Below are 18,707 nucleotides of genomic sequence, written 5' to 3' on the forward strand. Positions count from 1 at the left end.
CGGTACCCAGTTCCGCGCTGTGCCGGTAAGTGGCAACCGGGCAACGGCCGGCCAGCAGCGGGACAGCGGCAGCCGGCCGGGTGGTTGCCGCTGCCGGCCGGGCCGGTAGCGTCGCGGTGTGGGTGTCCGTCGCTCGGCCCGGGACTGGGGTGTCGACGCCGCGCTGGTGGCCGGGGCCGCGGTGCTGGGCGGCCTCTTCCTGCTCTCCACGGTCACCGCCGAACCGTTGCCGCCGACCCTGCCGCCGCTGGGCCTCGACATCGGCATCGGGGTGGCCGCCTGCGTCGCGGTGCTGCTGTTCCGGCGGCGCTGGCCGGTGGCGCTGGCGCTGGCCTGCATTCCGGTGGCGCTGATCTCGTCGGCCGCGATGGGACCCACCGCGTTGGCCGTCTTCACCGTCGCGGCGTACCGCTCCTGGCGGGTGACCGCGGCGGTCGCCGGTGCCCACCTGCTGATGAACGTGCTGGTGCTGGAGTTCGCCCCGATCACCCAACGGCAGTACGTCGAGACGGTGGTCACGATGCTGCTGCTCGACACCGCGCTGGTCGCCACCGGGATGCTGGTCCGCTCCCAGCGGATGCTGGTCCGGTCGCTGCAGGACCGGGCCCGGCAGGCCGAGGAGGGTCAGCGGCTGCGGGTGGAGGAGGCCCGCCATCTGGAACGCGAGCGGCTGGCCCGGGAGATGCACGACGTGCTGGCCCACCGGATCTCGCTGCTGGCCGTACACGCCGGCGCGCTGGAGTTCCGCCGGACCGCCACCGCCGAGGAGGCCCGCGCGGCCGGGGTCATCCGGCAGAGCGCCTACGACGCGCTGGAGGACCTGCGCGAGGTGCTCGGCATGCTCCGGGGAACCCCGGGCGGAGCCGATCCGGAGCGGCCGCAACCCACCCTCGCCGACCTGCCCGCGCTGGTGGAGGAGTCCCGCCGGGCCGGCATGCGGGTGGTCCTCGACGACCGGCTCGGCAAACCCGACCCGGTGCCAGCCGGCATCGGCCGGCACGTCTACCGGATCGTGCAGGAAGGGCTGACGAACGCCCGCAAGCACGCGCCGGGCGCCGAGGTCCGGGTCACCCTCACCGCGCCGGACCAGGCGACCGAAGCCGATCCGGCGGCGGCCGACCAGCTCGCCATCGAGGTCGTCAACCCGATGCCGCTGGGCATCGCCACCGCCGAGATCCCCGGCGCCGGCGCCGGCCTGATCGGCCTGCGGGAACGGCTGGACCTGATCGGCGGGCGGCTGGAGCACGAACGCACGCCCGGCGGAGACTTCCGGCTGCGGGCCTGGATACCGTGGCGGGCATGACCACCACCGTCCGGGTCCTCATCGTCGACGACGACGCCCTGGTCCGCGCCGGCCTGGCCATGATGCTCAGCGAGTTCGAGGGGATCGACGTGGTCGGCTCGGTCGGCGACGGCATCGAGGTGCTGCCCGCGGTGAACCAGCACCGGCCGGACGTGGTCCTGATGGACATCCGGATGCCGCAGCTCGACGGGCTCGCCGCCACCGAGTCGCTGCGCGCCCGCCGGGACCCGCCGGAGATCATCATCCTCACCACCTTCGACACCGACCAGCACATCCGGCGGGCGATGCGGGCCGGCGCCAGCGGCTTCCTGCTCAAGCACACCCCGCCGCCGCAGATCGCCGAGGCGATCCGGCAGGTGGCCGCGGGCGAGCCGATGCTCTCGCCGAACGTGCTGCGCCGGATGATGGCCTACGTCGCCGACGCCGACCCGGACCCGCGCCGGGACCGGGCCCGCCAGCTGCTCGCCCGGCTCAGCGACGGCGAGCGGGCGGTGGCGCAGCTGGTCGGCGAGGGCCGGACCAACAACGAGATCAGCCAGCAGCTGCTGATGAGCACGGCGACCGTCAAGGCGTACGTGTCGCGGATCCTGACCAAGCTCGACATGAACAACCGGGTGCAGATCGCCCTGCTCGTCCACGACGCGGGCTGACCTCGCGTCCCGCACTCCCCGAGGCCGCAGTCGCATGTTCGTGTCTGCGCCGCCGCCGTGTCACCCGCCGTTCCCTCAGCTCCGCGAGATTGACCGCGACCAGGCAGAACAGTCGGGCGCGGTAGGCCCGGACGGCGTACGGCGGGAGCGGAAACCGAGATGGGTCACGGTCACCAGCACCACCAGCACGGCGAGCACGACCACGGCGGGGCCGCCACTGACGGCGTACCGGAGGTTCTCGATCTGTCCGTGCCGGACGCGGAGCTGTCGCCGGCCGACGTCTCCCGGCGCGGCTTCCTGCGCAGCGCCGGGCTGCTCGGCGCGGGCGCCGCGGCGACCGCCTTCGTCGCGCCCGGAGCCGCGCACGCGCACGGGCCGGGCGGCGACCGGGACCGCACCGGCGGCTTCCGCTGGCTCGCCGGCGACCACCACATCCACACCCAGTACAGCTCCGACGCCCAGTACCGGGTGATCGACCAGGCCCGGCACGCGCGGGCCTACGGGCTGGACTGGATGGTGGTGACCGACCACGGCGGCGCCACCCACGCCAAGATCGGCGTCGAGAGGGTCAACCCGGACATCGTCGCCACCCGCGACCACCTCGACGACCTGCTGGTCTTCCAGGGTCTGGAGTGGAACATCCCGTCCGCCGAGCACGGCACGGTCTTCGTCCACCCGGGCCGCAACGAGGTCGCGGTGCTCAAGGAGTTCGAGAACACCTACGACGGCTCGGTGACCGGCACCTCCGCGCCGAGCCCGGCCAACGAGGCGCTGGCGGTCGCCGGCATCCGCTTCCTCGGCGAGGCGGTCCGCCGCCGCCGGATCGACGGCGCGCTGTTCCTGGCCAACCACCCGGCCCGGCGCGGAGTGGACTCGCCGCACGAGATCCGGGCCTGGCGGGACGCCGACCCCACCGTCGCGGTCGGGATGGAGGGCGCCCCCGGGCACCAGGCGTCCGGGATACCGGCCCCGAACGGTGCCGGCCGGGGCCGCGGCTACTACGAGGGCAGCCCGTCGGCGGCGTCGTTCCCCGGCTACCCGCTGGAGAGCTACCGGACCTGGGGCGGCTTCGACTGGATGACCGCCACCGTCGGCGGGCTCTGGGACAGCCTGCTGGCCGAGGGCCGGGCCTGGTGGATCAGCGCCAACTCCGACTCGCACGTCAACTACCTGGACACCTCGCAGCGCGGGCCCGGCAGCGACTTCAACGCCAACGGCCGGTATGACGACCCGGTGCACGGACCGCTGCTCACCACCGCCGGCGACTTCTGGCCCGGCCAGTACAGCCGGACCCACGTCGGGGCGACCTCGTTCGCCTACCGGGCGGTGATGGACGGGCTGCGGGCCGGCCGGGTCTGGGTCGACCACGGCGGGCTGATCAGCGGCCTCGACATGCGGGCCCGGGTCGCCGGCGACCGGCGGCGCGACTCCGGCACCCCGCTCGGCGGCGTGCTGAAGGTCCGCCGCGGCACCGCCGTCGAACTGACCATCGACATCGAGCTGGCGAACACCCCGAACTGGTCCCAGTTCGTGCCGGTGCTGGCCCGGGTCGACGTGATCGCCGGCCGGGTCACCGGCCCGGTCGCCGACGGCGACACGTTCACCGCCCCGGACACAAGGGTGGTCAGGTCCTTCGAGGTCAACCGGAGCGCCGGGCGGGTGTCGCTGCGGCACGCGCTCGGCCGGATCACCGAACCGTGCTACGTCCGGCTGCGCGGCACCGACGGCAACCGCGGCGCGCCCGGCCTGCTGGGCGCGGCCGTCGACCCGGCCGGGCCGGCGATGGACGTGGTCGGCGCCGCCGACCCGTGGCAGGACCTCTGGTTCTACGCGAACCCGATCTGGGTGGTGCCGAGTTGATCACCGACAGCCGGCCGGTGACGGTCGAACACAGCGGCTTCAGCCTCGGTCACCGGACCGACCAGGACGCCGAGCACTGGCTGCGCGAGGTGGTGGCGCCCCTCGGCCTGCCCGACCTGGTGGCCTGCACCCATCTGGTACGCCACCCGTGGCCGCACGTCGCGGTCAGCCTCTCGGTGCCGGCGCCGGACGTGCTGCCGCCGCCGGCCCCGGAACTCGCCGGGCCGGCGGCCTGGGCGGCGGCCGAGCACGCCGGCCGGCGGTCGGGCCGGGCGGTGCTCTACCCGGGCTCGACCGAACTGGTCGGTACCGTCCGGGTGGCCGACCTGATCGAGGTCAGCGCCATCGACCGGGTGGTGCTGCTCGGCGGCGAGGACGCCGATCCGGTGGCCCTGGTCGACACCCGCGACTTCGTCCGGCCGCAGTGGCGCAACGGTCAGCTGGTGCTGATCGCGGCGCACGCCGGCCCGGGCCGGATCGCGCCGTTCGAACTGCCCGACCCGACGCCCTGCTGCGCCGACCACTGACCGCCGGCCGGCGGCGGGCACCGGTGGCTCGTCCAGCCCGCCGGCGGCCCGTCCAGGCCGCCGCTGGCTCGTCGGCCGGCGGATACTGCCCGGCCCGGCCGGGGAGGCTCAGGCCGGGATCCAGTCGGCGTTGGCGCCACAGACGATCAGGCAGGGGTGCTCACCGGGGACCCGGCCGGCCAGCCAGGCCGCGAAGGCGGCCGCGCCGGCCGGCTCCACGGCCAGCCGGAACTCGTCCCAGAGCCGGTCCCGGGCGGCCAGGATCTCGGCGTCGTCGACCAGGGCGAGCCGGGTGTCGGCCGCCCGCAGCAGGGCGTACGGCAGCTCGCCGACCCGGCTGGCGCCGAGCGCGGAGGCGGCCACCGAGTCGACCGGGCCGTCGACCGGCTCACCGGCCGCCATCGCCGCGTGCAGGCTGGCGCAGCCGGCCGGCTCGACCCCGACGACCAACCGGTCGCCGACCGCCAGGCTCACCCCGGCGGCCAACCCGCCGCCACCGACCGCCACCGCCACCGAGTCGCACTCCGGAGCCTGCTCGACGATCTCCAGCCCGACCGTGCCCTGCCCGGCGATCACCTCGGCGTCGTCGTACGCGGGCAGGTAGCGCAGCCCGGCCTCGGCCGCGTGGTTCAGCGCGGCGCAGGCCGCCTCGGCGTACCGGTCGCCGCCCCGGACCACCGTCGCGCCGGTCGCGGCGATCCGCCGCTCCTTATCCGGCGGCACGGTGTTCGGCACGAAGATCGTCGCGGGTACGCCGAGCAGCCGGGCGGCGGTGGCCACCCCGAGCCCGTGGTTGCCGCCGGAGGCCGCGACCACCGGCACGCCGGGCTGGCCCCGCAGCAGTGCGTGGGTCGCACCGCGCACCTTGAACGAGCCGGTGAGTTGGAGGTTCTCCAGCTTGAGGGTGACCGGTCGACCGTCGACGACGGTCGTCAGGACGGGGGTGCGCCGCACGTGGCCGGCGATCAGGCCGGCGGCCCGCCGCACGTCCGCGAGGGCGGGGGGCGCTCCGGTCACCGGCTGCCGGGGCTGGGTCGATGCCTCTGAGTTCACCCGACCACCCTGCCACGGGGACCTGGCCGGATCGGGGTGAGCCAGTTCACGTCCGCCGGGCGCCAGTGCCAATACATCCGTCCACATCGATGTTTTTGGCTCCGGGTCTGGCGCGGTGCCGGCGGGCTGCTCTAGCGTCGAGACATGGTCTCCCGTCGATCGATCCTTCGGGCGGTACCTGCCGTCGCCGCCGTCGCCGCCCTGCCAGATCTTCCCCGCCGGCTGACCGCTGATCCGGTCCGCCTGCCCCCCGACCCGGCCACCATGGCGGCCGCCGCGGGCGCGGTACGCGGCTTCACGGCCGACCTCTACCACACCCTCGCGTCGAGCCACCCGGGCGGCAACGTGGTGTGCGCGCCGTACTCGGTCGGGCTCGCGCTCGCGATGACCCGCGCCGGCGCCGGCTCGACCACCGCCGACGAGATGGACGCCGTGCTGCACGCGCCGCACCCGCGACCCGACGCGCTGCACAGTGGACTCAACACCGTCGACCAGTCGCTCGCCGGCCGGTTCGCCGACGGCGACGGGACCAAGAAGCCCCGGCTGATCACCGCCAACGCCCTCTGGACCCGACTGGACCTGGGGCTGCGACCCGGGTTCGGCGACACCCTGGCCGGCTACTACGGTGCCGCGCCGCACCCGGTCGACTTCGGCGGCGCGCCGGAGTCGGCCCGGCAGGAGATCAACGCCTGGGTCTCCGACCGCACCAACGCGAAGATCGAAGAGCTGCTCGGGTCCGACAGCGTGAGCTCCGACACCAGGCTGATCCTCACCAACACGGTGTACCTGATGGCGGCCTGGCGGTACCCGTTCACCGCGCGGGCCACGGCCGTCGAGCCGTTCACCCGCGACGATGGCAGCGTCGTCGACGTCCCGATGATGCGCGGCCCGTTCGACCGGATGGGCTACCTCGAAGGGGACGGGTGGCGCGCGGTCGACGTGCCGTACGAGGGCGGCGCGCTGGCGATGGCCATCGTCATGCCGACCAGCGGCGACCTCGCCGCCGTCGAGGCGAACCTCGACGGGACCGGGCTGGGCGCGCTGCTTACCGGCTTCCAGACCACCGACGTCCAGCTGCGTATGCCGCGGTGGACGTTCCGCCTGCCGGCCGAGTTGGGCGTCGCCCTGAGCGGCCTCGGCATGCCCACGGCATTCACCCCGCAGGCCGACTTCACACCGATGAGCACCACCGATCCCGACCTGTGCATCGACGACGTGGTGCACGAGACGTTCATCGCGGTGGACGAGAAGGGCACCGAGGCGGCCGCCGCCACGGCCGTCATCATCCGGCCACCGTCGATCCCGCAGGGGCCGCAGTTCTTCGTGAACCGCCCGTTCCTCTACGTCATCCACGACCGGCTGACCGGCATACCGCTGTTCCTCGGCCGGGTCCACGACCCGCTGGTCACCGGCCCGGCCTGACCGCGGCCCGAGCGTCCCGTACCACCGCGCGGCAGATCCTTACCTGCCTCGAACCCGAAATGTGCCTGCCGCGAACATTGACCGGTTACCGTCGGGGCCATGGCCGACCGGGAAACTGTCGCGCACCTGCTGCGCCGGGCGACGTTCGGTCCGAGCGCCGAGGAGGTGGACGCCGCCGAGCGGGCCGGGCCCGCCGCGACCCTGAACCGACTGCTCCGCCCGGCCGGCGCCGACCCGGGCGCGGCGGCCACTCCGGTGCCGGTGCTGGGCGTCGACCCGACCGCGGCGCTCCGCCCGAACAGTGATCGCCAACAGCGGCAGGAGGCCAACCAGCGCCGCCGCGAGCAGAGCCGGCAACTGCTCGAATGGTGGCTGGACCGGATGGTGGCGGCCGAGCACCAGCTCACCGAGAAGCTGGTCTTCTTCTGGCACGGTCACTGGGCGACAAGCATCCGCAAGGTCCGGTCCGCCCAGCTCATGCTCGGTCAGCTCGACACGCTGCGCCGGCACGGCCGCGGCGACTACGGCACCCTCATCGCGGCGATGGTCCGTGATCCGGCGCTGATCCGCTGGCTGGACGGGCAGCGCAACACCCGGGCCGCCCCGAACGAGAACCTGGCCCGGGAGTTACTGGAGCTGTTCACCCTCGGCGTCGGGCACTACACCGAGGCCGACGTGAAAGCCGGCGCCCGGGCGTTGACCGGCTGGACGGTGGACCGGCGTACCGGTGCCGCCCGGTTCGTGATCGACCGCCACGACGCCGGGCCGAAGACGATCCTCGGCCGCACCGCCACCTTCGGCGCCGTCTCCTACGCCCGACTGCTCGCCCGCCAGCCCCGGACGGCGCAGTTCATCCGGGACCGACTCTGGCTGCGCTTCGCCGGCCCCAGCGGTGCGGCCCCGACCCCTGCCGCCGGGGGCGAGTCTGCTGCGCCGGCCACCGTCGGGGGTCAACCGCCGACGGACACGCTGGCGGCGCTGCGGTCGGTGCTCACCGACCCGGCGTTCCCGGCCACCCGGGGCCAGCGCGTCAAGGAGCCGGTCGACTGGGCGGTGGGCGCAATGCGCCAGCTCGGCATCCGGCCGTCCGCGCTGACCGGGCAGCGGCGCGGCCAACTCCTCACCGGACTGTCCGGAATGGACCAGGTGCCGCTGCACCCACCCAGCGTCGGCGGCTGGCCGACCGGCACTGGCTGGCTGAACACCTCGTCACTGCAGGCCCGGATGCGGCTGGCGGAACTGTTCGCCACCGCGGCGGCACCGCTGGTCGGCCGGCGGCTCGCCGCCGCACCCGCCGCGGGCCGGCTCGACGCGCTGGAACGGCTGCTGGTGGTCGACGCCTGGACAGAGCGCACCCGGGCCGCGCTGACCCCGCTGGTGGATCGCCCGGAGCGGCTGCTCGCGGCCGCCCTGGTGAGCCCCGAATACACCGTCGACTGATCGGAGGCGCTCCCGATGGACACCCTCACCCGGCGCAGGTTCCTGCTGGCCAGCGGGGTGGTCGGCGCCGGTGCCCTGGTCGCCGGCGGGACCGCGTACACGCTGTCGGAGCTGCTCGACACGGCCGGCGAGCGGGAGCCGGGCAGTGGTCGGACCCTGGTGCTCGTCACCCTCTACGGCGGCAACGACGGACTGAACACCGTCATCCCGTACGCCGACCCCGCCTACCAGGACGCCCGGCCGGATTTGGCGTACCAGGCCGAGGAGGTGCTCCGGCTCGACGACGTGGTCGGCCTGAACCCGGCCCTGACCGGCCTGCACGGGTTGTTCGGCGCGGACCGGCTGGCGATCGTGCGCGGGGTCGGCTACCCGAAGCCGGACCGCAGCCACTTCCGGTCGATGGACATCTGGCAGACCGGCGACCCGGTCCGGCCCGGCACGACGGGTTGGCTCGGCCGGTGGCTGGACGGGTCCGGCGGCGATCCCCGGCTCGCGGTCTCGTTCGAGGCGACGCTGCCGCCGCTGCTGGTGGGTGCGAACGGTGCGGGTGCGGTCGTACCGGTGAGTGGCCGGGCGACCCGGCGCGGCCCGGCGGATGCGACGCTTGCCGCGCTGGCCGTCGCCGCCCCGGGGGAGCCCGCCGCGCGGGCCCGCGCGGCGGGCTGCTTCGCGGACCTCCGGTCGGTCGACGCCATGATCACCGGCGTCCGGGAGGCCGCCGAGGAGGCCGCCGGTGACGACGACGAACAGCCGTCGGCGACCGCCACCGGCGGCGCCCGGACGCCGCTCGCCGCCCAGCTCGACCTGGTCGCCCAGTGCGTCGAGGCAGGGGTGTCGAGCCGGGTCTTCTCGGTCTCGCTCGGCGGGTTCGACACCCACGCCGACGAGAAGCAGTTGCAGGCGGTACTGCTCGGGCAGGTGGATCGGGCGCTGACCGGCTTCGTCGAGCGGATGGACCGCAGCCCCGCCGGGCGGGAGGTGGTGGTCGCGGTCTACTCCGAGTTCGGCCGGCGGGTCCGCGCGAACGCCTCGGACGGCACCGACCACGGCACCGCGTCGGACGTGCTGCTGCTCGGCGCGGGCGTACGCGGCGGCCTTTACGGCGAGCCGCCCAGCCTGACCGACCTGGACGCCGGCGACCTCAAGTTCACCACCGACTTCCGGGACGTCTACGCCACGCTGCTCGACCGGGTGCTGGCCACCGATCCGGGCCGCGTGCTCGGCGGCTGGACCGGCCGCTGCGACGGCCCGTTCACGGCGGCGTGACCGGCCGTCTCATGGCGGCGTGACCGGCCGGTCCACGCGGATGGTCGTGCCGTTCCCGGCGGTGTGGCGGTGCCGTCCGGGAGGCGTGACCGGGCCGGCTATCGGACGCCGGCCACCGCGGCGTCCGGACCGCCGCGCCAGACGGTTCCGACCTCGGTGAAGCCGGCGGTCCGTAGCGCGTCGAGATGCCAGCCGGCGGTCGGCAGGAACTCCGCGCTGTCGGTGTGGCCGTCCGGGTAGATCTCCCGGCGTCGTTGCGCGGGCGCGGCGAGCACCGGGTCGGCCGTCACCCGCTGCCACCAGTCCGACCAGGACAGTGCGGCACCGGCCGCCCAACGGGCGGTCCGCCGGGCGTCCGCGTGCGCGGTGAGCCGCTTGGTGAGCCCGGGCAGGCCGTCGTCGGGCATGTGGTCGGCGTTGACCAGGATCCCGCCGGGCCGCAGCAGCGCGCGGACCTCGGCGTACAGGGTGGTGAGCCGGTCGGCGGGCAGCCAGTGCAGGGCGGTGGCGGTGAGGACGGCGTCGAACCCGCCGGTGGGCAGGCCGGCTTGCCAGTCCGGGGTACGCAGGTCGGCGGTGCCGAGCACGGCCCGTCCGGCCAGGCTGGCCGAGGCGATGGCCAACAGCACCGGGTCCTGGTCGACGAGCGTCACCTCGGCGTGCGGGAAGCGGGCCAGCGCCCGCAGGCTGATGGTGCCGGTGCCGCCGGCCAGGTCGAGCAGCCGGGGCCGGTCGGTGTCGGCCACGGCGGCGACCGCGTCGAGCATGGCGGCCAGCCGGTGCTCCCGGTCCGGCAGGTACGCCTCCTGCTGGCGGTCCCAGCTCTCCTGCCAGGCGGCCGCGTCGATGGGCGCCGAATCGGCTATGTAAGGAGTCATGGAACTCAGGCTAGTTACAGCCGCGAGTTCCCGTCCAGAGGTGACGGGCATCTTGTTGCAAATAATTGGCAACTAGCCGGCCGGCGGCGCGGGCGGGTGCCAGTCGGCGTACCGGGCCATCGACCGCAACGCGACGCGGGCCGGCGTCAGCCGCATCACCGTGTTGCGGGCCGCGACCGCGACCGGGTTCTCCAACTGCTGGCCGAACCGTCCGATCAACCGGGCCGCCCGGGCCACCTGCTGGGTACGGGGTCGGCGCTGCGCGTCGTACCAGGAGATCGCGGCCTCGACCGGGTCGGTGCCGGCGGCGACCCGCGGACCGCAGGCGACGCCGAGCACCACGGCGTCCTCGATGGCCTGACAACCGCCCTGACCGAGGTTTGGCGTCATCGCGTGCGCGGCGTCGCCGAGCAGCGCCACCCGGCCGCGGACGTAACTCGGCAACGGGGTGTCCAGACACCGGATGTCGGTGCGGATCACCGCGGCCGGTTCGGTGGCGGCCAGCAGGGCGTGGATCGGCTCGTGCCAGCCCCCGAACCGCTCGAACACGGCTGTCAGCTCGTCGGGAGAGCGCTCGCCAGGCGGCGCGTTGACCGCGCCGTACCAGTAGATCCGGCCGTCACCGAGCGGCACCATGCCGAACTCGGCGCCCGGCGCCCAACTGACCGCCGCCAGGACCTCGCCGTCCCACCGGTCGCGGGTGATCCCGCGCCAGGTGGTCGAGCCGGCGTAGACCGGGGGAGGGGTGTCGGGCCAGAGCCGGGACCGGACCACGCTGTTGATCCCGTCGGCCCCGACCACCAGATCCGCCCCGACCGTGACCAGCCGACCGCGCCGCAGGTAACCGACCTCGGCCGGCGGGCCGGCGACGACGTCGACCACCTCCGCGTCGGTGACGAGCGAGTCGGGCGGCAGCTCCGCGCGCAGCAGCCGGTGCAGGGTTCTCCGGTGGATGCCGACGGTTTCGGTGTGGAGCGCCTCGGTGAGTCTTGTGCCGTCGAGCCGGGCGATCCAGCCACCGTCGGCGGTCCGGGTGCCGCCCGCGGACGCGACCCGGCCGTCGCCCCGGACTGCCCCGGCCAACCCGAGGGCGTCGAGGGCGCGCAGCGCGTTGCTCATCAGAGTGATCCCGGCGCCCACCTCCCTCGGCTCGGGTGACCGCTCCAGGACGGTGACCTGCCAGCCGGCGCGCCGCAGCGCCACCGCCGCGGCGAGCCCGCCGATGCCCCCGCCGACCACTACCGCCTCGCGCCCGGTCATCCGCACTCCTTCTACATCTGTAGAAGACCATACTACGGGTGTAGAAGGTGTTGAGCGAAGCGGGGGCAGTTCGTTGACCGCACGAGGAGATCGGTTCGCGGTTCTCACCGACGCGGCGATCGAGATCCTGGCCGAGCTGGGCATGCGCGGGCTCACCCACCGCGCCGTGGACAGCCGGGCCGGGCTGCCGCAGGGCACCACCTCGGCCTACTTCCGTACCCGGCGGGCGCTCATCGAGGCGGTCGTCCGCCGGATCGCGGACCTCGACCGGATCGACACGCAGACCGGTCGGCTGCCGACCGACGACCCACCGGCGCCCTCCGTCCTGGGCGGCGACGACCTGGACGCGCTCGCGGCCGGCATCGCCGCCCTGCTCGACCACTGGCTCACCGCCGGCCGGCAGCGCGCCCTGGCCCGTTACGCCTGCCTGCTGGAGGCCACCCACCACCCCGAGCTGCGCGAGATCCTCGCCTACGGCGACGCCTCGCGGTCCCAGGCCAGGGCGATCCTCACCCAGGCCGGTGCCCCCGACGCCGAGCGGCGCGGCGACCACCTCGTCGCCTGCATCGACGGGCTGCTCTTCGACCGGCTGATCGGTGCCGGCGCCCGCACGGCGCCACCCCCCGGCACCCAGGCCAACCGCGACGATCTGACCCTCGCCGTCCGGACCCTGCTGTACGCCATGTCCGGCCGCACCTGACCGGCCGTCCGCTCTCCCGTCCGCTCTTCCCGTCCGCTCTCCCCGTCCGCCACCGGGTCTCGGCTGCCCTCGACGACGGCGCTGACCGGCGTCAAGATGGTGCCAGCGGTCACCGGACCGTACCGTCCCGAGCCCCGAGGGAGCGCGATGACCAGCCCCCGTCCTGCCCCGCAGACCACCCCGGTCGGCCCGCCGCCGCCGTTCGACCCGGAGCTCGCCGCCGCCCTCGCCGCGATGGCCGAGGAGGTGTCGCCGAGCCTCACCCTGGAGATGCTCCCGGCGGTCCGGGCCGCGCGGGCGGCGATGCCGCGGCTCACCGACGAGGAGCTTCGGCGGGACGGGGCGTTCGACATCGAGGAACGCGCCGTACCCGGTCCGGCCGGCGCCCCCGACGTGTCGCTGCTGATCTGCCGCCCGACCGGCGCCACCGTGCCGCTGCCCGCCGTCTACCACACCCACGGCGGCGGCATGATCCTCGGCGACAACCGCACCGGCCTGCCGGAGATGCTCGACTGGGCTCAGAAGCTCGGGCTCGTGGTGGTCTCGGTCGAATACCGGCTGGCGCCCGAGCACCCGGACCCGGCGCCCGTTCAGGACTGCTACGCCGGCCTGGTCTGGACCGCGAAGAATGCCGGAGAGCTGGGCATCGACCCGGACCGGATCCTGGTCGCAGGTGGCAGCGCCGGCGGTGGCCTGGCTGCCGGGGTGGCGCTGCTGGCCCGGGACCTGGGCGGGCCGGCGCTGATCGGGCAGGTGCTGATCTGCCCGATGCTCGACGACCGGAACGACACCCCGTCCAGCCAGCAGATGGCCGGGCTGGGCGTCTGGGACCGAACCGCCAACGAGACCGGCTGGACGGCGCTGCTCGGCGACCGGCGCGGCGGGCCGGACGTCGAACCGTACGCCGCGCCGGCACGGGCGACCGACCTGTCCGGCCTCCCGCCGGCCTTCATCGACGTCGGCTCCGCCGAGACCTTCCGGGACGAGGACGTTCACTACGCCACCCGGATCTGGCAGGCCGGCGGGCAGGCCGAACTGCATGTGTGGCCGGGCGGCTTCCACGGCTTCGACGGGTTCGCCCCGCAGGCCGTCCTCTCCAGGGAAGCCCGGGACGCCCGGTTGCGCTGGCTGCGCCGGCTGCTCGGCTCCTGACGCGGCCAGCGGCCCGGCCGGCGCGCGACGATCAGAGGGCTTCCCATCGACGCCCCGGGCCGCGTGCCGTGGTGGCCGCGCCCGGACGTGAAGCTGTTCAACATGATGGTCCACGTCCTGCAGGACACGACCCGGCATGCCGGCCACCCGACATCCTGCGCGAGCAGATCGACAGCCGGACCGGGATGACGGCCGAGTACGAGGAGCAGATCGACACCGCGGCTCGCGGGGCGCACCGGGCGAGGATCGAGCGAACTGCGCAGGCAGCTGCCGGCGGTTCGCAGCATGCTGGCGTTGATGTCGACCCGAGTTTGTCGTATCCGGGCCGCGTTGTTCGTAGCTAGGGTGAGCGGCGCCTACGAGGGCGCCGTCGCGACCAGAGGAGATGCCGACCGATGCCGCACCCACAGGCCAAGGTTCACCGCATGTTCGAGCTCGTCGAGCCGATCGCCACGGTCACGTTCTCCGAGGTGGCGAATGAGGCGTTCCTGGCCCTCGGCATGCGCAACTACTGGGACGGATACTTCGCGGGCCGGGCCGCGCCGCTGGGGCTGGCACCGGCCGCGGTGGTGCACGCGGTCTTCTACAATTTCGCCGACGGCGAGGTTGCGCGCCACATTCCGTGGGTCTGGGGGAAGACCAACCCGCAGGAGGCGATCGCCGTGCGTGAGCGGGGCAGCGCCGCCGCACTGCGGCAGCTGATCGGGCCGCTCGCCGACTCCCCCGATCTGGTGCGGGTAGCCGACCTCGCCACCCGAGCAGCGGTCAGCGCGCCGACCGAGGGCCGGACACTGTACGCCGGACTCCGGGCGCTCGACCTGCCCGCGGAGCCGGTGGCCAGGCTCTGGCACGCGGCGACGCTGCTGCGAGAGCACCGTGGGGACGGCCACACCGCCGCCCTTATCGCCCACGGCATCGGCGGCATCGAGTCCCACGTCCTGCTCGCTCTCTCCCTCGGCATGCGGGCGGAGGAGTTCGGCCGGATCCACCACCTGCCCAAGGCGCAGCTGGCCGCTGTTGTCGACGGGCTGCGCGCCCGCGGTCTCGTGGACGCCGCCGGCGGGTTCACCGACGCCGGCCGGGAGACCAGGCAGCGGATCGAGGCCCTCACCGACGAGCTGGCGGCGCCGGCGTACGACGTGCTCAGCGCGGACGAGCTAGACGAGCTGATTGCAGGGTTCGAGCCGATCGCCGCTGCGGTGACGGCCACCGTCGACTGAGTGGGCTCATCAGGCGCCGGCCCCGGCTCGGCTACCGAGGTGAGCGTGACGCGTTCCGCTGACCGACACGCACGGTCGGCGGCGACTCCGATGCGTCGGGTGGGTAGGCGTGTTGCGGTCAAGTCTGGGCGTACTGCTGCACGTACTCCTGGAAGGTGAGGGACTGGATGGTGGCCATCAGGGTGTCGGTGAGCCGGCGGATGTCCGCCGGCGCCTCGATGTGCGCTGGGATGGCTGGTCCGAAGGTGATGCTGACTGGGTGGCGCTGGGGAAGGCGCGCGCCGGGCGGACGTATGCGGTCGGTGCCGCGGATGCCGACCGGGATGATGGGGACGCCGGCCTGGTTGGCGAGGCGTACTGCGCCGGTGCGGCCACGGTAGAGGCGGCCGTCGGGGGAACGCGTGCCTTCGGGGAAGACGGCTACCAGGCCGCCGGAGCGGAGTACGGGAACGGCGGCGTCGAATGCGGAGAGGGCGGCCCGGCCGCCGCCCCGTTCGACCGGGATGGCGCCCATACCGGTGACGACCTGCCGGGTGAGGTAGCCGCGGGGCCCGGGGGAGCGGAAGTATTCGGCCTTGGCCCAGAAAGCGATGTGCCGGGGCGTGAGGATTCCGAGGAACAACTGGTCGGCGATCGACAGGTGGTTGGCGGCCAGGATTGCGCCACCGGAGTCGGGGAGGTGACCGAGGCCGGTGATGGTGGGACGCCAGGAGTGGCGGAGGTATCGGCCGATGGTGTGCTGGGCCAGCGCGTACAGGGGTGGGGTGTGGGTCATGCGGCGGTTCCGAGGTGCGCGGTGAGGGTGGCGTCGAGCAGCGCGTCCGGATCGGTCGCGCCGGTCGCGAGGGTGAGGCTGCCCCAGTTCCACAGTTGGGCGATGCCGTGCAGGTTGGCCCACAGTGCTCCGGCGACGACGTGGGCTGGCGGGTCGGGCTCGGGTCGGGCCTGCGCGACCAGGTCGGTGAGGAGCCGGAACAGTGGCAGGCTGGTGTCACGCAGTCTTAGGTGGCCGCTCTCCAGCAGGTCGTGCCGGAACATCAGCTCGTACCGGCCGCGGTGGGTGGCGGCAAAGTCCAGGTAGGCCCGGGCGAGCGCGGTAAGCCGGGCGGGTGGGTCGCCGGCCGCCTCGGTCAGAGTGGAGTTCGCCCGGGTGGCGAGGTCGGTGAACCCGTCGCGGGCGATGGCCGACAGCAACTCCAGGTGGGTGGGGAAGTAGCGACGTGGCGCGCCGTGCGAGACGCCGGCCCGTCGGGCGATCTCTCGCAGCGACACTGCGGACGGGCCTTCGTTGTCGAGTAGTTCGCCGCCGACGCGGATGAGGCGTTCGCGTACGCCCTCGTCAGCTCGCATAGACGTTGTCTACCAGATGCGAGTAGACAACGTCTACTCGGACTGCTACTAGAGCAGTCCTTACTTTCGGTGTGATCGGACGCAGGGCTTCCGGCGGCGACATCGTGGAAGGCCAGCAACGGGGGAGGCGTCCCGGCCGGCGGCATCCACAGCCGTCCGCTGCGGGACAACCGACCATCCCTCGATCACCGGCCGAGTATAGGAGCCCGGACCGTCCCACCCCTGGTCGCAGATCCCCCCGGGCAGCATGTGCGTGCGCTCGTCCGGGACTGCGGTGACCATCGGGAGCCAGGAGAGGATTACCGTGAGCCTGTGCACGGTGCCGGACCCGGCGCGCGGCGCGAGGCTGTGAGCCATGGAAGGGATGGCGTTGCTCCTGCTGTGCCCGTGTGTGTTCTTTGTGGCGCTGCTCTTCGCCGCGACCGTGAACCTCTGGTTCCAGACCAAGCCTGGCAGTCGACAAAGTTGAGCGGCAATCGGGGCCAGGCCGGCGCGCGAACCGGAGCGGCCCTCGGCCGTGGGACCCCGGCCCCGACCCAGCGCCCGTCCTTCGGCACGTTCAGTTGTCACCGGCACGCACAGATCGTTCAGTGACCGCAGCGCTGCACCGGTTCACGGCGTGAACTGGTGGCGCCGGACGCGTTCAGCCCGGATCCCCATCTCGCGACGGGGTTACCGTTCAACGTGGGCGGCGAGGTTTGCCAGCGAGGACGCGAGCCCGGCCGCGTGATCCTCCGCGGAGATGCCAGCGGGCACGTCGTCGGCTCGGAGGTCCACGCGCGTCCCATCGTCGGTTGCGGTGACCTCCCAGGTCACCGTCATGGTGCCCGCATAGCCGGGATCGTCGGCGACGAAATTGACGGCGTGTACCACTCGGACGCCGGGGACGATGTCGACGAAGCGCGCTTCGACGATGTCGGAGTCCGCGGTGGCCTTGCCCGATGCGGTCGAGGCGTCCAGGTAGGTGAGCACCATCCGATACGACCCACCCAGCCGGACATCGAACCGTTCGAACCTGCCGCTCATCCCCGCGGGGGGAAGCCACACGGCGAGGGCGTCTGGATCGACAAGCGCGGCGTAGACATGATCAGGAGGGGCCGCGATCACCCGCGAGGCTTTGTCCGTCCGTGGCATAGCCCCCATCATGGCGCACCATGAAGGTCTCATCCCGGCACGACCGCACCCTCAGCGACGAGCGAGTCGCGGCAGATGCGTGCACGTGGTCGCGCGGGTAGACGTGTCAACCAACGTACCTGGTCAATACGACTAGCGCAGCATCCGGCCGATGTCGGCAGCCAGCGTCACCGACGCGTCGATTTCCTCCCTGCGGATCGACACGCTCTCCACGTTGAACCCAAACGGGATCCCGATCCCGCGACAAAAGTCGGCGAGCTCGCGCGCGTTGGCCCGGCACTGGCTCAGCGACTCGGTCAATGGATCCGATGAGTGAACGAGCGCATTTTCCAGCCACCGTGGCACGGCGACGCCCAGCCAGCGCAGGAATGCCAGCGTCTTCAGCGACCCGCACACCGACAGCGTGAAGACCACCGGCTGTGGCTCCACGCCACGCGGGCGGCAGGCGTAGAAGTAGTCGGAGACGAGGCTCTTGGTCGCGCCGACATCGTAAACGACCTGCGAGATGAAAAACGTGCAGCCGCGCTCCTGTTTCGCCAACATCCGCAGGTGCTCGTCCCCACCGCTGGTATAGCGTTCGGTGATCGCTACGCCGCCCACCGGCAGGTCGGGGCGGATCTCGCCGCGCAGCGTGTGTGCGCGGGCGAGGCTGGTACGCACCGGCTTGTCGCGGGAGGACGCGCCGACGAACACGCCAGACATCGTCCCCGGATCGGCCGCGCGTAGCCAGGCCGCGATCTCGTCCTCGGCGTACTTACCGACACATCGGTAGATCACCACCGGCCGCTGCCACCGGCCGAGATACTCGGTGTGGAAGACAGCGGGGTCGACCGTCGGCAGATACGGGAATGGCCGCTCGTCGCGGTTGCGGTCACTTTCGTCGTCGATGTCGTAGAGGACGAGCCCGTCGAGGTCGAGCGACTCCAGCCGGGCGAGTGTGGCGCTAGCGATCTCGGCGACCCGTTCCGGAGTGGCGTTGCGCCGGGGCGGGGTGATACCGAGCAGGAGAACGCCGGTGCGGGCACGGGCGAGCATTGGGTTGGCGGTCATCGGGACCCACGATAGGGCCACTGCAAGGAGTTACGTGGTACGCACCCCCAACAGGGGGACGCCCTGCCTCACCGAAGGGGTGTCGCAGGCAGGACTGGATGACTAACTCACGTACTGTGCAGGTCCTCGCCCAAGGTGCGCTGGCTCCGGATGATCGCACCCGCAATCGGCGAGGGTGGCAGCCCGTTCAAGCCGGGCCGGGTCCAGGGGCCGCTCAGCTTCCTGCGGCGGCCCCAAGCCCTTCACAGGCGGCAGACGAGCGCGCCGCCGTGCTCGAAGAGGACAACGTCCACGACGGGATCAAGGGAAGCGGGAAGTAAAATCGCGTCGATGTCCGTAATGCAATCATTTGTCCTGCATGTTCGCGGTGATTGCGCCAAGCAGAACCAACACTCCGATCATCCCGCCGACACAGCAGGACAGGCCGAGCAAGGTCGCGCCC

General features: G+C 73.1%; 17 protein-coding genes and 1 pseudogene. 11 read left to right on the forward strand and 7 right to left on the reverse strand.

Features of this window, described 5'->3' with window-relative positions; genetic code table 11:
- Positions 1-118 precede the first annotated feature (118 nt).
- The 4 genes from O7627_RS06890 (at position 119) to O7627_RS06905 (ending at position 4,340) form a co-directional block, all read left to right on the forward strand.
- Positions 119-1,303, forward strand: coding sequence for a histidine kinase (locus tag O7627_RS06890; protein WP_278092660.1), 1,185 nt, complete (start codon positions 119-121; stop codon positions 1,301-1,303).
- Positions 1,300-1,953 (forward strand): response regulator transcription factor, encoded by a 654-nt coding sequence (locus O7627_RS06895; RefSeq protein ID WP_278092661.1) that lies wholly within the window; start codon positions 1,300-1,302, stop codon positions 1,951-1,953. Before O7627_RS06890 ends, O7627_RS06895 begins: the two co-directional genes overlap by 4 nt.
- Positions 1,954-2,112: 159 nt before the next feature.
- A complete protein-coding gene (locus O7627_RS06900; RefSeq protein WP_278092662.1) occupies positions 2,113-3,813 on the forward strand; it encodes a histidinol-phosphatase in 1,701 nt (566 codons plus the stop codon).
- Complete coding sequence (locus O7627_RS06905; RefSeq protein ID WP_278092663.1) at positions 3,810-4,340, forward strand: hypothetical protein; 531 nt, start codon at positions 3,810-3,812, stop codon at positions 4,338-4,340. The genes O7627_RS06900 and O7627_RS06905 overlap by 4 nt, the downstream gene beginning before the upstream one ends.
- Before the next feature lie 108 nt (positions 4,341-4,448).
- Here the strand turns inward: O7627_RS06905 and O7627_RS06910 are convergent, their stop codons facing one another.
- Complete coding sequence (locus O7627_RS06910) at positions 4,449-5,393, reverse strand: serine/threonine dehydratase (protein WP_278092664.1); 945 nt, start codon at positions 5,391-5,393, stop codon at positions 4,449-4,451.
- Between the two features lie 144 nt (positions 5,394-5,537).
- Here O7627_RS06910 and O7627_RS06915 point away from each other — a divergent pair, with 144 nt between their 5' ends.
- The 3 genes from O7627_RS06915 (at position 5,538) to O7627_RS06925 (ending at position 9,521) form a co-directional block, all read left to right on the forward strand.
- Positions 5,538-6,815, forward strand: coding sequence for a serpin family protein (locus tag O7627_RS06915; protein WP_278092665.1), 1,278 nt, complete (start codon positions 5,538-5,540; stop codon positions 6,813-6,815).
- A 99-nt stretch (positions 6,816-6,914) separates the two neighbouring features.
- Complete coding sequence (locus O7627_RS06920; RefSeq protein ID WP_278092666.1) at positions 6,915-8,255, forward strand: DUF1800 domain-containing protein; 1,341 nt, start codon at positions 6,915-6,917, stop codon at positions 8,253-8,255.
- Between the two features lie 15 nt (positions 8,256-8,270).
- Positions 8,271-9,521, forward strand: coding sequence for a DUF1501 domain-containing protein (locus O7627_RS06925; protein ID WP_278092667.1), 1,251 nt, complete (start codon positions 8,271-8,273; stop codon positions 9,519-9,521).
- Positions 9,522-9,619: 98 nt separating this feature from the next.
- Here O7627_RS06925 and O7627_RS06930 read toward each other — a convergent pair whose 3' ends face one another.
- Both O7627_RS06930 and O7627_RS06935 read right to left on the reverse strand, forming a co-directional pair.
- A complete protein-coding gene (locus tag O7627_RS06930) occupies positions 9,620-10,399 on the reverse strand; it encodes a methyltransferase domain-containing protein (protein ID WP_278092668.1) in 780 nt (259 codons plus the stop codon).
- A gap of 72 nt (positions 10,400-10,471) precedes the next feature.
- The gene (locus O7627_RS06935) at positions 10,472-11,659 is read right to left on the reverse strand and encodes an FAD-dependent monooxygenase (RefSeq protein WP_278092669.1); all 1,188 of its coding nucleotides are present in this window, start codon (positions 11,657-11,659) and stop codon (positions 10,472-10,474) included.
- A gap of 73 nt (positions 11,660-11,732) precedes the next feature.
- Here O7627_RS06935 and O7627_RS06940 point away from each other — a divergent pair, with 73 nt between their 5' ends.
- From O7627_RS06940 to O7627_RS06955, 4 genes and pseudogenes are all read left to right on the forward strand, one after another.
- A complete protein-coding gene (locus tag O7627_RS06940) occupies positions 11,733-12,359 on the forward strand; it encodes a TetR/AcrR family transcriptional regulator (RefSeq protein ID WP_278092670.1) in 627 nt (208 codons plus the stop codon).
- A 147-nt stretch (positions 12,360-12,506) separates the two neighbouring features.
- On the forward strand, positions 12,507-13,511 hold the full coding sequence (locus O7627_RS06945; protein WP_278092671.1) for an alpha/beta hydrolase: 1,005 nt from the start codon (positions 12,507-12,509) through the stop codon (positions 13,509-13,511).
- A 24-nt stretch (positions 13,512-13,535) separates the two neighbouring features.
- Positions 13,536-13,855, forward strand: a pseudogene (locus O7627_RS06950) (DUF664 domain-containing protein); the annotation flags it as partial.
- Positions 13,856-13,936: 81 nt separating this feature from the next.
- On the forward strand, positions 13,937-14,731 hold the full coding sequence (locus O7627_RS06955; RefSeq protein ID WP_278092672.1) for a MarR family transcriptional regulator: 795 nt from the start codon (positions 13,937-13,939) through the stop codon (positions 14,729-14,731).
- A 118-nt stretch (positions 14,732-14,849) separates the two neighbouring features.
- Here O7627_RS06955 and O7627_RS06960 read toward each other — a convergent pair whose 3' ends face one another.
- The 4 genes from O7627_RS06960 to O7627_RS06975 all read right to left on the reverse strand — a co-directional run bounded on the left by O7627_RS06960 (position 14,850) and on the right by O7627_RS06975 (position 18,265).
- On the reverse strand, positions 14,850-15,506 hold the full coding sequence (locus O7627_RS06960; RefSeq protein WP_278092673.1) for a lysophospholipid acyltransferase family protein: 657 nt from the start codon (positions 15,504-15,506) through the stop codon (positions 14,850-14,852).
- Positions 15,503-16,081: a TetR/AcrR family transcriptional regulator gene (locus tag O7627_RS06965; RefSeq protein WP_278092674.1), complete on the reverse strand. Its 579-nt coding sequence runs from the start codon at positions 16,079-16,081 to the stop codon at positions 15,503-15,505. Before O7627_RS06965 ends, O7627_RS06960 begins: the two co-directional genes overlap by 4 nt.
- 672 nt (positions 16,082-16,753) lie before the next feature.
- Positions 16,754-17,215, reverse strand: coding sequence for an SRPBCC family protein (locus O7627_RS06970; protein WP_278092675.1), 462 nt, complete (start codon positions 17,213-17,215; stop codon positions 16,754-16,756).
- A 132-nt stretch (positions 17,216-17,347) separates the two neighbouring features.
- A complete protein-coding gene (locus O7627_RS06975; protein ID WP_278092676.1) occupies positions 17,348-18,265 on the reverse strand; it encodes a 5,10-methylenetetrahydrofolate reductase in 918 nt (305 codons plus the stop codon).
- Between the last annotated feature and the right edge of the window lie 442 nt (positions 18,266-18,707).

This window comes from Solwaraspora sp. WMMD1047 (assembly GCF_029626155.1).
Classification (GTDB): domain Bacteria; phylum Actinomycetota; class Actinomycetes; order Mycobacteriales; family Micromonosporaceae; genus WMMD1047.

Coding starts and splice junctions, on each gene's coding strand:
- O7627_RS06975 (WP_278092676.1), bottom strand. CDS start 18,265: ATGACCGCCAACCCAATGCTCGCCCGTGCCCGCACCGGCGTTCTCCTG.
- O7627_RS06935 (WP_278092669.1), bottom strand. CDS start 11,659: ATGACCGGGCGCGAGGCGGTAGTGGTCGGCGGGGGCATCGGCGGGCTC.
- O7627_RS06920 (WP_278092666.1), top strand. CDS start 6,915: ATGGCCGACCGGGAAACTGTCGCGCACCTGCTGCGCCGGGCGACGTTC.
- O7627_RS06970 (WP_278092675.1), bottom strand. CDS start 17,215: ATGCCACGGACGGACAAAGCCTCGCGGGTGATCGCGGCCCCTCCTGAT.
- O7627_RS06925 (WP_278092667.1), top strand. CDS start 8,271: ATGGACACCCTCACCCGGCGCAGGTTCCTGCTGGCCAGCGGGGTGGTC.
- O7627_RS06915 (WP_278092665.1), top strand. CDS start 5,538: ATGGTCTCCCGTCGATCGATCCTTCGGGCGGTACCTGCCGTCGCCGCC.
- O7627_RS06960 (WP_278092673.1), bottom strand. CDS start 15,506: ATGACCCACACCCCACCCCTGTACGCGCTGGCCCAGCACACCATCGGC.
- O7627_RS06930 (WP_278092668.1), bottom strand. CDS start 10,399: ATGACTCCTTACATAGCCGATTCGGCGCCCATCGACGCGGCCGCCTGG.
- O7627_RS06945 (WP_278092671.1), top strand. CDS start 12,507: ATGACCAGCCCCCGTCCTGCCCCGCAGACCACCCCGGTCGGCCCGCCG.
- O7627_RS06895 (WP_278092661.1), top strand. CDS start 1,300: ATGACCACCACCGTCCGGGTCCTCATCGTCGACGACGACGCCCTGGTC.
- O7627_RS06955 (WP_278092672.1), top strand. CDS start 13,937: ATGTTCGAGCTCGTCGAGCCGATCGCCACGGTCACGTTCTCCGAGGTG.
- O7627_RS06965 (WP_278092674.1), bottom strand. CDS start 16,081: ATGCGAGCTGACGAGGGCGTACGCGAACGCCTCATCCGCGTCGGCGGC.
- O7627_RS06900 (WP_278092662.1), top strand. CDS start 2,113: ATGGGTCACGGTCACCAGCACCACCAGCACGGCGAGCACGACCACGGC.